The sequence below is a fragment of the Paraburkholderia sp. BGA-UO-ETr-F21 genome, assembly GCF_059567925.1.
In genome coordinates, this window is record NZ_JCAQOY010000040.1 from 1266658 (window position 1) to 1280067 (window position 13410).

Here is a 13410-nt window from a genome sequence, read left to right on the forward strand (position 1 = left end):
AATGAAGCCATTGCTGCGCGGTGTACTCATCCTCGATGCCTTGCTGTTGCTTGCGTTCGGCCTGCTGTTTCTGCTGACGCCTTGGACTTCGTTGTACAACGCGCTGCTTCTGGTGCAAACCCAGCCGGCCCTGGTCGGCCAGGGGTTTGGCGTGGCGCTGATCGGGCTTGCGTGGCTGGCCTTGCACGCGTCGATCGACGGCGCGCTGACGTCCTCGGTCGCCCGGACGGTCGGCCATGTGAACTGGCTGACCGGCGTGCTGATGCTGGTCTGGCTGCTCGGTCTGCATACGCCGGCGCTGACCGGTTTCGGGCAGATCGTCGCGGTGCTGACGGGTGTGGTGCTGCTGGTGATCGGTCTGGGCGGCGTGCGGTTGTCGGGCGCGGTGCGGCGGCGCGAGAAAGTGCGGCTGGTCGAAGCCGCCGCTGCTGAACGCGCCGAAAAGCAGGCGGCCAAAGACGCCGCGAAAGACGCTGCCAACCGGCGCGAGCCGGGCCGCGTGACAGCGGGTTTTCCGGTGTATCACGCCGAGCCGGTCGTCGAGCCCGTGGTGCCGGTTACGCGTCCAGTCAATCCCGCCAGTCCTGTCGCAGCAGCGCCGCTTCATCCGGTGGCCGACGAAGCCGGCCTGACAGCCTCCGAACGCGCAGCGCGGGCAGAAGCCGCTGCCGCGCGTGACGAAGCCCGCGACGGCGCCGCCAACGCGCCCCGGCCGCCGTTTCATGGTTGAGGCGTCGCGCGCCACGCCATCCGCCGCAGTGACCGGATTTCGTTCGCGCTCGCCGCAGGCAACTGGCTGTGGCGTTGCACGCGCCAGACCGCTGCATCGTTACGCTTCACGCTCGATCGTCCCCACGTGGACCGCTTTGAATTCAACGCCGCGCGCTGTGCGCGGCATTCCGTATCCGCTTACTCTTTGACTCCGTCCGCTGCCATGCACGACAAGATTCTGATCCTCGACTTCGGTTCGCAAGTCACCCAACTGATTGCACGTCGCGTTCGCGAAGCCAACGTGTATTCGGAAATTCATCCGTACGACGTCGATGCGTCGTTCATTCGCGACTTCGCGCCGAAGGGCGTGATCCTCTCCGGCGGCCCGAGCTCGGTCACCGAAACGGATACGCCGCGCGTGCCGCAGGCCGTGTTCGAACTCGGCGTGCCGGTGCTGGGCATCTGCTACGGCATGCAGGCTATGGCCGAGCAGCTGGGCGGCAAGGTCGACATCGGCCACCTGCGTGAGTTCGGTTACGCCGAAGTGCGTGCGCGCAATCACACGAGCCTGCTCGAAGGCATCAGCGACTTCACCACGCCGGAAGGTCACGGCATGCTGAAGGTGTGGATGAGCCACGGCGACAAGGTGCTGGAAATGCCGCCGGGCTTCGCGCTGATGGCGTCGACGGAATCGTGCCCGATCGCGGCAATGGCCGACGAAAAGCGCCGCTTCTACGGTCTGCAATGGCACCCGGAAGTCACGCACACCGTGCAGGGCCGCGCCATGCTCGAACGCTTCGTGCTGCAGATTTGCGGCGCGCAGCCCGATTGGGAAATGGGCCACTATATCGACGAAGCCGTCGCCAAAATTCGCGAGCAGGTCGGTAGTGAGCACGTGATTCTGGGTCTGTCGGGCGGCGTGGATTCGTCGGTGGCGGCGGCGCTGCTGCATCGCGCGATCGGCGATCAGCTCACCTGCGTGTTCGTCGATCATGGCCTGCTGCGCCTGAACGAAGCCGAGCAGGTGATGGCGACCTTCGCGGACCACCTGGGCGTGAAGGTGATTCACGTCGACGCGAGCGAAGTGTTCCTGCGCAAGCTCGCCGGTGTGACCGATCCGGAAGCGAAGCGCAAGATCATCGGCGCGGAATTCGTCGAAGTGTTCCAGACGGAAGCCGGCAAGCTGACCGATGCGAAGTGGCTGGCGCAAGGCACGATCTATCCGGACGTGATCGAATCGGCCGGCAAGGGCAAGAAAGCCACCCAGACGATCAAGAGCCACCACAACGTGGGCGGCCTGCCTGAGACGCTGAATCTGAAGCTGCTCGAGCCGCTGCGCGAACTGTTCAAGGACGAAGTGCGCGAACTTGGCGTCAAGCTCGGTTTGCCGCCGGCCATGGTGTACCGCCATCCGTTCCCGGGCCCGGGTCTGGGCGTGCGGATTCTCGGCGAAGTGAAGCGCGACTTCGCGGACCTGCTGCGCCGCGCGGACGCGATTTTCATCGAGACGCTGCGCACGTTCATCGACAAGGAAACCGGCAAGTCCTGGTACGATTTGACGAGCCAGGCGTTCGCGGTGTTTCTGCCGGTGAAGAGCGTTGGCGTGATGGGCGACGGGCGGACTTATGAGTATGTCGTCGCGCTGCGCGCCGTGCAGACGCTCGACTTCATGACCGCGCATTGGGCGCATCTGCCGCATGAGCTGCTCGGCCATGTGTCCAACCGGATCATCAATGAAGTGCGTGGCATCAACCGGGTGGTGTATGACATCTCGGGTAAGCCGCCGGCAACGATCGAGTGGGAATGATTCAGACTGTTCCCAGTCGTTCGGGGAGGTCCGGTTTTCCATGTTTTTCCATTAAAAAAACATGAGGTTATTGTCCGTTTTGGTCTTCTGTGATCCGGGCAATGGCTGATGAAAATGCCGGTACCGGTGACGGTGCCGGCATTTTTTTTGGGACGGCCTTGTTCGATACCATCAAACCAGTCTCTCGGTATCGGTTGACGGTATACGTTCGAGACGACCGAGTCACTAACGTCTGGCAAGTCGGCGGAGAAACACTTCTCACCGAATGCTTTCAGCTTGCTCCCAACCTCCGCCCAAAACTTTGTACAACGTCACGAGATTGGCCTGCCGGGACAGCGTATCGGTCGCGAGTTGCTGCTGCGCGGTGTAGAGCGTGCGCTGCGCATCGAGGAAGGTCAGAAAGCTGTCCGTACCCGCCTTGTAACGCGCTTCGGCCAGCGTGTAGTAACGCTGCGAGGACGTGACGTATTCGCGATCCGCCTGCACCTGGTCGATGTAGGTGGCGCGTGCGGTGAGCGCATTCGATACTTCCTTGAAGGCCGTCTGGATCGTGTTTTCATAGTCGGCGACCTCGATCTGCTTCTCGATTTTCGCAACATCGAGCGATGCCTTGTTGCTTCCGTAATCGAAGATCGGCATCGACACGCTCGGCGCGAATGCCCATGCTCCCGTGCCGGCCTTGAACAAACCCGAGAGCGTCGAACTCGACGTGCCGGCCGTCGCCGTCAACTCGATCTTCGGGAAGAACGCCGCGCGCGCGGCGCCGATGTTGGCGTTCGCCGCTTTCAACGCATGCTCGGCCTGCACGATGTCAGGACGACGGGTGAGCAACAGGGACGGCACGCCCGCGCCGATGTCGGCGAACATGGCCTCGTCGTCGAATGAGCGGGCAGGCGGCAGGTCATCGGGAATCGGCGCGCCGAGCACAGCGACCAGATTGTTGCGGTCTTGCGCGACGGCACGACGGTAGGCCGCCAGGCTGGCCTTCGCGCTTGCCAAAGAATTCTCGGCTTGTTGCACGTCGAGCAGGGAAGCGTTGCCCAACTCCTGAACACGCTTCGTCACCTCGTAGGTGGACTGATCCGCCTTGACAGTGTCTTCTGTTAATTGCAGCAGGCGCTCATCGGACAGCAAGGTCAGGTAGTCGGTTGCTACCGTCGCGATCAAACTGATCTGCGTGCTTTGGCGCGACGCGTCCGTGGCGAGATAGTTTTCCAGCGCCTGGCGCTTGAGGCTGCGCAGGCGTCCAAAAAAATCGATTTCCCACGACGTCGTGCCGACATTGAGATCGCTGACACTGCTCGTCACGCCTTGGGTGCGCTCGCGGGTCAGGCTGCCGCTCGCGCTGATCGACGGCGCAAGCGCGGCGCGCGTGATCCGGTATTGCGCTTCGTACTCGGCGACGTTCAACGCCGCCACGCGCAGGTCGCGATTGTTCGCCAACGCGATGCCGATCAACCGCTGCAGACGTTCATCGCGAAAGAAGCTTTGCCATGCGGTATCGGCGGCCAGCGGCGGCGTGGCGCCTGTGCTGCTCGCGCTCGTCGAACTCGCCGCGGCGCTCGTGCTTTCGTAGCCATCGCCGTGCGGATACGCCACCGCAACCGGCGCGGCGGGCCGTTCATAGTGCGGATCGAGCGTGCAGCCTGCGAGCAGCGCGAGCGCGAGCGCCGCTGCACAGGCACCGAGTTTGAGTCTCATCATTCAACACCTTCCTGTTGCTTGGTGTCGCCGTGCTCGCCGAACAGGCGTCGCACGACGACGAAGAAAACCGGCACGAAAAAGATCGCAAGGAACGTGGCGGCGATCATTCCGCCCATCACGCCGGTGCCGATTGCATGACGGCTCGCCGAGCCGGCGCCCGTGCTGATCACGAGCGGCAGGACGCCGAATATGAAGGCGAGCGAGGTCATCAGAATCGGCCGCAACCGCAACCGCGCGGCCTCGACGGTGGCTTCGATCAGCCCGCGCCCCTGCGCCTGCAGATCCTTGGCGAATTCGACGATCAGGATTGCGTTCTTGGTGGACAAGCCAATGGTCGCGAGAAGGCCGACCTTGAAATAGATGTCGTCGGAGAGTCCGCGGATATGCGCGCCCAACACCGCACCGAGCACGCCGAGCGGCACCACTAGAATCACCGCGATCGGAATAGACCAGCTTTCATAGAGGCCGGCAAGACAGAGGAACACCACGATCAGCGAAATCGCGTAAAGATAGATCGCTTGCGAGCCGGCAATGCGCTCCTGGTACGATTGCCCGGTCCAGTCGATGCCGTAGCCCGCGGGCAGTTTCCTGACGAGCGCATCGACGGCGTCCATCGCCTGGCCGGTGCTGGTGTTCGCGCCGGTTTGCGCGGTCATTTCCATTGCCAGCGTGCGATTAAAGCGCTCGATCTGCGGCGGCCCGAAGGTCCATTTGCCCGTGGCGAAGGCGGAGAAGGGCACCATCTCGCCGTCGTAGCCGCTGGTGGTTGAACTGCTCGTTGAACTGCTGGTCGAGCTGGTGCTCGTCGAAGTCGTGCTGCCCGAACTGCTCGTGGTGCTCGAACTGCTCGTGGTGCTCGAGCGCACATACCATCGGCCGATGTCCGACGGCATCATCCGGTATGGCGCGTCGGACTGGACGTAGACCTTTTGAATGCGCCCCGTATCGACATAGTTGTTCACGTAGGAAGAGCCGAACGCCGTCTGCAACGTGTCGTTCACATCGGCAATGGAGAGCCCGAGCGCGCTCGCCTTCTCACGGTCGATGTCGACATGGAACTGCGGCGTGTCGTCGAGACCGCCGGGACGCATGCCGGATAACGCGCTGTCTTTGGCCGCGAGCGCGAGCAGTTGCTGGCGCGCGGCCATCAGCTTGTCGTGGCCTTGGCCCGCGCGGTCTTCCAGTTCGAAGTCGAGTCCGCTCTGTGTGCCGAGCTCCTGAATGGCCGGCGGATTGAGCGCGAAGATCTGCGCGTCGCGCGTGGCGGCGAAGTGCATGTTGGCGTGCTGGATGAGTGCCGCCGCCGAGTCGTCCTTGCCGCGCCGGGTGCTCCAGTCCTTGAGCTTCACGAAGGTCAACGCGTTGTTCTGTCCGGAACCGTTGAAGCTGAACCCGGTCAGTGCAATGATCTTGTCGACCTGCGGAAGCCCGAGATAGTAGGCTTCGACCTTCTTCACGGTTTCCAGCGTCTGCGCGGCGGGCGTGCCGACCGGCGCGGAAATCGAGGTGATGATGATCCCCTGATCCTCGTCGGGCAGGTAAGACGAAGGCAGCTTCATGAAGAGCAGGGCGACCACGCCCGCGATCAACACATAGATCACTATGTAGCGTATCGGATTGCCGATCACGCGCGAGACCGCCGAGTCATAGCGATCCGTGCCGCGCGCGAGCACGCGGTTGAACCAGCCGAACACGCCGCGTTTCGCGTGATGCTCGACGTCGTTACGCCGCAGTAAAGTGGCGCACAACGCCGGCGTGAGCGTCAGCGCGAGGAACACGGAAAGCAGCATCGCCGCGACGATCGTCACGGAAAACTGCCGGTAAATCGCGCCCGTCGAGCCCGAGAAGAACGCCATTGGAATGAACACGGCGATCAGCACCGTCGTGATGCCGACCAGTGCGCCCGTGATCTGCTTCATCGCCTTGCGCGTGGCTTCGACCGGAGACAGTCCTTCTTCGGCGATCAACCGCTCGACGTTTTCGACGACCACGATGGCGTCGTCCACCAGCAGGCCGATTGCCAGCACCAGCCCGAACATCGACAGTACGTTGATCGAAAAGCCGACTACCGACATCACCGCGAACGTGCCGAGCAGGGCGACTGGCACGACAATGGTCGGAATCAGCGTCGCACGCAGGTTCTGCAAGAACACGTACATCACGACAAAGACCAGCATGACCGCTTCGATCAGCGTCTTCACCACTTCTTCGATCGAGATCTTCACAAACGGCGTGGTGTCGTACGGATAGTCGACCACCACGTTGCGCGGCAATTGCCCGCTCAGTTCGTCGAGCTTGGCTCGTACGGCTTTCGCGACGCTCATCGCATTCGCGCCGCTCGCGAGCTTGACCGCGAGCGAGGCCGCCGGCTTGCCGTTCAGGCGCGAGTCCGTACTGTAGTCGTCGCCGCCGACCTCGACGCGCGCGACGTCCTTGAGCATGACTTTCGAGCCGTCGCTATTCACACGCAGCAGGATCGCGCCGAACTGCGCGGGCGTGGTGAGCAGGCTCGACGCGGAAATCGTCGCGTTGATGGCCTGCGTTTTCGTGGACGGCGAGCCGCCAATCTGGCCCACTGAAAGTTGCACGTTCTGATTCGTGATCGCGGTAGTAACGTCGGCGGTGGTGAGCCCGACTGCCTGCAACTTCACCGGATCCAGCCAGATGCGCATGGCGTGTTGCGCGCCGAACAGCGTGACGTCGCCCACGCCGTTGATCTGTGTGAGCGGGTCCTCGATCTGCGTCGCGATGATATTGCCCAGATCGATGGAATTCATGCTGCCGTCGGTCGACGACAGCGACACGATCATCAGGAAAGCGTTGGCCGCTTTCGCGACCTGCACGCCTTGCTCCTGAACCGTCTCCGGCAGCGACGAACTGGCCTGCTCGACCTTGTTCTGCACTTGCACCTGCGCGATATCCGCATTGGTGCCCTGCTGGAACGTGAGCGTGATGCGCGCCTGTCCTGACGAACTGCTGGTGGACGACATATAGAGCAGATGGTCGATGCCGCTCAGCTTCTGTTCGATCACCTGCGTGACGGTCGTGGCGATGGTTTCGGCGGAGGCGCCCGGATAGGTTGCCGTAATTTGCACGGAAACCGGCGCCACGCTCGGATACTGTTCGACCGGAAGCGTCCCGATGGAAGCACCGCCGATCATCATGATGACGATGGCGATGACCCACGCGAGGATCGGTCGGTTGATAAAAAATCCTGCCATGAGAATCTCGCTTTAACTATGGGCTGCCGACGTGTTGTCCGCGGTGGCGGGCGCTGCCGAGGTGCCCGAAGTGCCCGATGTGCCGGGGCTTTCGACGGGCTTGACGAGCGAGCCGGTGCGCGCTTTCTGCGAGCCCGCGACGATCACGCGATCGCCCGCTTTGAGGCCGCTCGTGACGAGCCAGTCGCTGCCCGATGCAGTGTCGGCCGTCACGGCTCTCTGCACGACCTTGTTGTCGGCACCGACGGTGAGCACGCTGGCGGAGCCGTCCGACGCACGCGAGACCGCGAGTTGCGGCACCGTGATTGCCTGCTGGTTCACGCCTTCTTCGAGTCGCGCGCGCACGAACATGCCGGGCAATAACACGCCGTCCGGATTCGGGAACACGCTGCGCAAGGTCACGGACCCGGTGGTGGCGTCGACGGTGATATCGGAGAACAGCAGCTTGCCGGGTTGCGCATAGGTGCTGCCGTCTTCCATCACCAGGTGAACGACGGCGCCGTCCGTGCCGGCCTGCTGCAATTGACCGCTCGCGAATTCCTTCTGCAGACGCAGCCAGTCCGCGGAGGAGCGCGTGACGTCGAGATACATCTCGCTCGTCGCCTGCACCGTTGCGAGCGCGGTGGTCTGCTCGGCGGTCACGAGCGCGCCTTCGGTCACGCTCGATTTGCCGATGCGGCCCGCAATCGGTGCCACCACCTTTGTGTAGCCGAGATTGATCGCAGCGGTCTTCAACGCGGCGCGGTCGGCGACGACGTCGGCTTTTGCCTCGTCCAGCGCGGCGACGGCGTCGTCGTAGTCCTGGCGGCTCACGCCCTGGATCTTCGAGAGCTCGGCGTAGCGCGTGGCCTTGGTCTGCGCGGCGCTCGCCGTCGCCACTGCTTTGGCCAGCGTGCCGACCGCCTGGTCATAGGCGGCCTGATAACTGGACGCGTCGATCTGATACAGCACGGCGCCGGCCGCGACCTGCGAGCCCTCGGTAAACAGGCGCTTTCTGACGATGCCTTCGACCTGCGGCCGGACTTCGGCGACGCGAATCGCCGAGAGCCGTCCGGACAATTCGGTGCTCGACACGACGGTATGCGGCGTGATGGTCCGGACGCTGACTTCGGGGACCGTCTGCACGGGTCCATGAGACGCTTCGTCGCCGCAACCGGACAACATGAATGTGGCAGCGGCAACGGCCGCCGCGAGCAGCGTGAACGCCGGCACGCGCCGTGACGGTTCAACCGCGATGATGAGAGTGGGCATGCTGTGAGCATCCTTCGACTGGATTTCGAACAAGGTCCGTCTGGCGCGCGCCGTTCGCTCGCGAAAGAGCCCGCGCGGCGCTGCGCCAGCGGCAAGATGGAGCCCAGCATAAAGACCAACGTCTTACGGTGGCTTAGACAGGGATTACGACTTGTAACGGAGCGCGGCTTGCGGGGTGGGGGGCTGGGATGGGAACGTGATGCCGTGCGCAAGACACTCGAACTGGCCGCGCCGCCGTAATAAACTGTAAGCGTGGCTAAGAACCCGCAACCCTTGGCGTCGCGCGATTCGATATATTTCGACACGTGGCAGGCGCGCGGGAATGCCGTCCGTCAACTCTCCTCATCGATCAGGGCCCAGCCATGCCAGACACGCCCATCCAGGTTCTACTGGTTGACGACGACGCCGACCTTCGCGACCTGCTCCGAACGTTCTTTCAGCAACGCGGCATCGAGATGTCCGTGCTGCACGACGCCAATCATTTGAGTCGTCGGCTTGAACGCGAGCGGCCCTCGATCATCGTGCTGGATCTGATGATGCCGGGCATCGACGGACTCAGCGCGCTCAAGCAGTTGCGCGCCAATGGCGACGCGATTCCGGTGATCATGCTGACGGCACGCGCCGAGGGCGTGGATCGCGTGGTCGGTCTCGAACTCGGCGCCGACGACTATCTCGGCAAGCCGTTCATGCCACAGGAACTGCTCGCGCGTATTCATGCGGTGCTGCGCCGGCACGCCCAACCTGCGCTCGCAGCGGCGTCGCCGGTCGAAAAGCGTGAAGCACTGCGCTTCGGCCGCTTCAGGCTCGATTTCGCGAGCCGCACGCTATTTCGAGGTGACGAGCTGCTCAAGCTGACCGGCGGCGAATACGCGTTGCTCGAGGTGCTTGCCCAACATCCGATGGAAACGCTGTCGCGCTCGAAGCTAGTCGACCTGCTGCACGGTCCCTATTCGGAAGTGACCGAGCGCGGTATCGACGTGCCGGTGTGGCGCCTGCGCCGTCTGCTCGAAGACGATCCGGCCAATCCGCGCGTGATTCAGACGATACGTGGCACCGGCTACATGTTCGTGCCTGGCGGCAGTGACGATGACCAATCCCTTTAACACGCTGTTCGGCCGGCTCTCGTTGATGACGGTGAGCCTGATCGTGCTGGTTCACATTACCGCCCTGTTGCTCGTGGACCGTGAGCGCGGCCAGATCGACACGGCTCATGCGCAGCGCGCTCTGCTTCTCGCAGTTCAAGCCGAACATGACGGCACGCTTGCCGCTTCGCACGTATCGGCGATACTCGGCGTGTCGTATGTGAAAGCGAACGACGCGATTGCGTCAGGCTGTCCCGCGCCGTGTGAGAACACCTCGGGGCCGTTCGAACGTGACTTGCGGGCGAAGTTGCCGCCCGGCAGCCAGGTGGTGTCCGACGCCGACGATGGCACGGTGTGGGTGCACTACGCGGGCAATCCGGATTGGATCAAGCTGCAGAATTCGATGTTGCCGGCGCGACGCTTTCTCGGTGCATCGGCGATGATGCTGATCTTCGCGGTGATCGTCGCGTTGGTTGCTGCGTGGCATTTGCAGCGGCCGTTGCATCGGTTGGCGCTTGCGGCGCGCGAGTTCCGCGTGGGCCATCGCGCGCCGGTTGTGAAGGCGAGCGGTCCGCGCGAAGTGAAGGAGTTGATCGGCGACTTCAACCAGATGGTGCACGAACTCGCGCAAGCCGAGCAGGAGCGCGCGGTGATGCTGGCCGGCGTGGCGCACGATCTGCGCGCGCCGATTACGCGTATGCAGGTGCGCGCAGATCTGCTGCCCGACGAAGCGAACCGTCGCGGCTTCTTGCGCGATGCAGAGTCGTTGTCGCGGATCGTCACGCAGTTTCTGGACTTTGCACGCGAGACGGCCGACACTTCACCGCGTACCCACGTCGATGCGCATTGCCGCCGCCACTACGGCGACAGTCTCGCTGACGATGCACTCGTGCGTCTGAATCTGCGCGCCGGTGACGGCTTCGAGTTGCCGCTCGTCGACCTCGACCGGATTCTGACGAATCTGATCGAGAACGCGCTCACGTACGGCGAACCGCCGGTGGAAATCTCGACGTCACGGGAAAACGGCCGCTTCACGCTCGTGGTGCGCGATCACGGCAGCGGCATACCTGGCAACCAGCTCGACCGCGCGCTGCAACCCTTTGGGCGGCTCGACGAAGCGCGCGGCGGCGATGCCCATTGCGGCTTGGGCCTCGCGATCGTGCGGCGTCTGGTGCGGTATAACGGCGGCGAGTTTCATGCGGATAACGCGCCGGACGGAGGGCTGGTGGTGTCGATGACGTTTCCGGCATAGTCGCAGCATGGCGACGGTCAGCATGACGAATTGTCAGAGAAGCAACCCAGGCAGGAGCGGGCGCACCTCTCTTACGGATAGTCACTGAACCGCGAGGTCGGTTCGTTGACCGTCGACGCCGGTGTATAGCCCGGCACATTCGCGCGAAACTGATCGAGCAGCCCGTTATCCACCTGCGAGAAACCCTTGAGCTGAAGTTGCATCAACACGCGCGTACCGGTGCTCGGCGACGTGGTCGAACTGGTGGCGTTGGTGTACTTTTCGAATGCGACACCCAATGACCAGCAATCCGCGTCGTACTGAAATCCCAGCAATCCTGCGATCAGGCGGTGCGTGCTCATGTCGTAATTCACCCGGGCCACACTCACCATATTGCGCGCGAGTGGCCATTGCTCCGACACGATGAACTGGTTGACCGGTTGATAGTCGAGCGTACTGTTAGCCCGCGTATAACGATACGCGACGTTCAACACCTCGCGCGTGCCCGGCGCCCAGCCGAAGCCGGCCTCCGCATGAGTCAGGTAATGGTTGGCCTGGCTGTACTCCACCGCCTGTTCGGTCGTGAAATCCGGCCCCACCTTGTACGAAGCGCCCGCGATCACGCCGGTACGAGCGACCGTACTGGCCGCGTCGTCCGTCTGCAGGGTCACGCGCGGGGTGCGGAAGTCGTACTGCTGCGCGAGGATGAAACGGGCGCGCTCGTCGCCGCTCGCGGGATCGATGAAACGCGTGGTTAGTGCGGCGGTGACGCGATTGGCGTCGGACACCCGGTCGTTGCCGACGAAGCTGTTGGGCATGAACAATTCCGTGAGCCCGAAATCGGCCGTTGCCGTATCGAACAGCGGCGCGAACGATTGGTCGCGATACGGCGTGTACACATAGAAAAGCCGCGGTTCGAGGGTCTGTATGTACGATTGCCCGAAAAGCCGCACGCTGCGCTCGAACCGCATGCCCGAGTCGAGGCTGAAGGTGGGTACGTTCACACTGAACGACTTCGGCTCCCCGGCGGGCACGTCGGTACCGATCGAGGTCAGGTCGTAGGCTGCGAAATGCCACGCGAGCTTCGGCGTGATGAACCAGCCTGGGCGCTCGATCGGATAGCTGACGTAAGGATTGAACACGAAGCGGTTGCCTTGCGTCATATCCGACGATGAGATCGTGAAACGCGTCGCGTCCGCTTCGGCGCCGAAGTCGAATCCGCCCACGTCGTAGCGTGCATAGTGCACGTTCACCTGCGGTTCGCGGTTATAGGTCGATTCGCTCGAGAAAGTCTGCCAGCGCTGTTCGCGGGCCAGCACGTTCCACGGACCGTTGCTGTAGGTGAGGCCCGCCTCCTGTTGGTAGAGCGTGGTGGAGCCGGTTGGAAACGCCACGCCCGAGGCCAGATCGGTCGACACCGTCGAGTCCGACACGCGGTTGTAGTTCACGTAGGCGTTCAGACCGGAACCGAGATTCCAGTTCTGATTCAACGCAATCGAGTAGCGTTGTGTTCCGGTAATCGCATCGTGCGGCAGCCATGCGAGAGATATCGTGCCCGAATCGCCCGGCTGCATATAGCGGTAGTCGGCGGTCAGCATCTCGCCTCGACGCGACATGATGCGCGGCGTGAGCGTGAGGTCGTAATTCGGCGCGAGATTGAAGTAGTACGGCAATGCGACGTCGACGCCGTTGGTGGAACTGACCGAGAACGTCGGCGGCAGGAAGCCGCTGCGGCGGGCGCCGGACAATGGAAACGACAGCCATGGGCTCGCCAGCAGCGGCATGCCCTGAAAAAACAGCACGCCGTAGTGCGCGATGCCTTCGTCGTTGCCATTGTCGATATCGAATTCGGATGCCTTCAGATACCACGCCGGCGCGGACTCGCATTGGCAGGTGCTGTATGTGCCGCGATAAACGATGGTACGTTCGTTATCGACCACATCCGCGCGCTCGGCGCTGCCCCATCCGCCGCTGAGATTGAACCGGTACTTCGGCACGCTGATATAGCCGTGGTTTGCATCCACATAAAAATGCGCGTCCGGCCCGTCGAATACGTTGCCGTTGTCGGCGAGGCGCACATGGCCGTAGGCGTCGACCTTGTCGCGGTCGACGTCGTAATGCAGCGCGTCTGCCTCGACAATCGATGCCGGGCGCCGCAATTGCGCGTGTCCTTTCAATGACACGTCAGTGCCGGTCGTGGTGGTCATCGAATCGGCTATCGCCGAGGTGACGGGTTTGTCGCCCGGCCGCAGGGGATGTTCGCTCAATTGCGGCGCGAGGCGCAGGCCCCAGATGCCGTCGAGCGATTCGGGCACCGCTGCGGTGCCGGCCAATTGCGCGTAACCGGCAAGTGGCGCGCATCCTGCCGCGCATAGCACGAGAGGAACGAGCGGCCGCAAACGT

General features: G+C 63.1%; 8 protein-coding genes. 4 read left to right on the top strand and 4 right to left on the bottom strand.

Annotated elements, in window-relative coordinates:
* Window position 1 precedes the first annotated feature (1 nt).
* Both AC57B1_RS38085 and guaA read left to right on the top strand, forming a co-directional pair.
* Window positions 2-730, top strand: a complete 729-nt coding sequence (locus AC57B1_RS38085) for a hypothetical protein (protein WP_408302759.1) — start codon at window positions 2-4, stop codon at window positions 728-730.
* A 204-nt stretch (window positions 731-934) separates the two neighbouring features.
* Window positions 935-2518, top strand: a complete 1584-nt coding sequence (gene guaA / locus AC57B1_RS38090; protein WP_091800376.1) for a glutamine-hydrolyzing GMP synthase — start codon at window positions 935-937, stop codon at window positions 2516-2518.
* 258 nt (window positions 2519-2776) lie between these two features.
* On the opposite strand, the gene AC57B1_RS38095 is transcribed toward guaA, so the two are convergent.
* The 3 genes from AC57B1_RS38095 to AC57B1_RS38105 are packed head-to-tail and all read right to left on the bottom strand — an operon-like array spanning window position 2777 to window position 8694.
* Window positions 2777-4222, bottom strand: coding sequence for an efflux transporter outer membrane subunit (locus tag AC57B1_RS38095; protein ID WP_496420227.1), 1446 nt, complete (start codon window positions 4220-4222; stop codon window positions 2777-2779).
* A complete protein-coding gene (locus tag AC57B1_RS38100; protein WP_496420228.1) occupies window positions 4219-7443 on the bottom strand; it encodes an efflux RND transporter permease subunit in 3225 nt (1074 codons plus the stop codon). Before AC57B1_RS38100 ends, AC57B1_RS38095 begins: the two co-directional genes overlap by 4 nt.
* Before the next feature lie 12 nt (window positions 7444-7455).
* The gene (locus AC57B1_RS38105) at window positions 7456-8694 is read right to left on the bottom strand and encodes an efflux RND transporter periplasmic adaptor subunit (protein ID WP_496420229.1); all 1239 of its coding nucleotides are present in this window, start codon (window positions 8692-8694) and stop codon (window positions 7456-7458) included.
* A gap of 362 nt (window positions 8695-9056) precedes the next feature.
* Here AC57B1_RS38105 and AC57B1_RS38110 point away from each other — a divergent pair, with 362 nt between their 5' ends.
* Together AC57B1_RS38110 and AC57B1_RS38115 are read left to right on the top strand one after the other, a co-directional pair.
* Window positions 9057-9797 carry a response regulator gene (locus AC57B1_RS38110; protein WP_496420230.1) on the top strand — a complete coding sequence of 247 codons (741 nt, stop codon included), beginning with the start codon at window positions 9057-9059 and terminating at the stop codon, window positions 9795-9797.
* Window positions 9781-11028 (top strand): ATP-binding protein, encoded by a 1248-nt coding sequence (locus AC57B1_RS38115; RefSeq protein WP_496420231.1) that lies wholly within the window; start codon window positions 9781-9783, stop codon window positions 11026-11028. Before AC57B1_RS38110 ends, AC57B1_RS38115 begins: the two co-directional genes overlap by 17 nt.
* 71 nt (window positions 11029-11099) lie before the next feature.
* Here the strand turns inward: AC57B1_RS38115 and AC57B1_RS38120 are convergent, their stop codons facing one another.
* Window positions 11100-13385, bottom strand: coding sequence for an LPS-assembly protein LptD (locus AC57B1_RS38120; RefSeq protein WP_496420345.1), 2286 nt, complete (start codon window positions 13383-13385; stop codon window positions 11100-11102).
* Window positions 13386-13410 lie beyond the last annotated feature (25 nt).

Coding starts and splice junctions, on each gene's coding strand:
- AC57B1_RS38110 (WP_496420230.1), top strand. CDS start 9,057: ATGCCAGACACGCCCATCCAGGTTCTACTGGTTGACGACGACGCCGAC.
- AC57B1_RS38100 (WP_496420228.1), bottom strand. CDS start 7,443: ATGGCAGGATTTTTTATCAACCGACCGATCCTCGCGTGGGTCATCGCC.
- AC57B1_RS38105 (WP_496420229.1), bottom strand. CDS start 8,694: ATGCCCACTCTCATCATCGCGGTTGAACCGTCACGGCGCGTGCCGGCG.
- AC57B1_RS38095 (WP_496420227.1), bottom strand. CDS start 4,222: ATGATGAGACTCAAACTCGGTGCCTGTGCAGCGGCGCTCGCGCTCGCG.
- guaA (WP_091800376.1), top strand. CDS start 935: ATGCACGACAAGATTCTGATCCTCGACTTCGGTTCGCAAGTCACCCAA.
- AC57B1_RS38115 (WP_496420231.1), top strand. CDS start 9,781: ATGACCAATCCCTTTAACACGCTGTTCGGCCGGCTCTCGTTGATGACG.
- AC57B1_RS38085 (WP_408302759.1), top strand. CDS start 2: ATGAAGCCATTGCTGCGCGGTGTACTCATCCTCGATGCCTTGCTGTTG.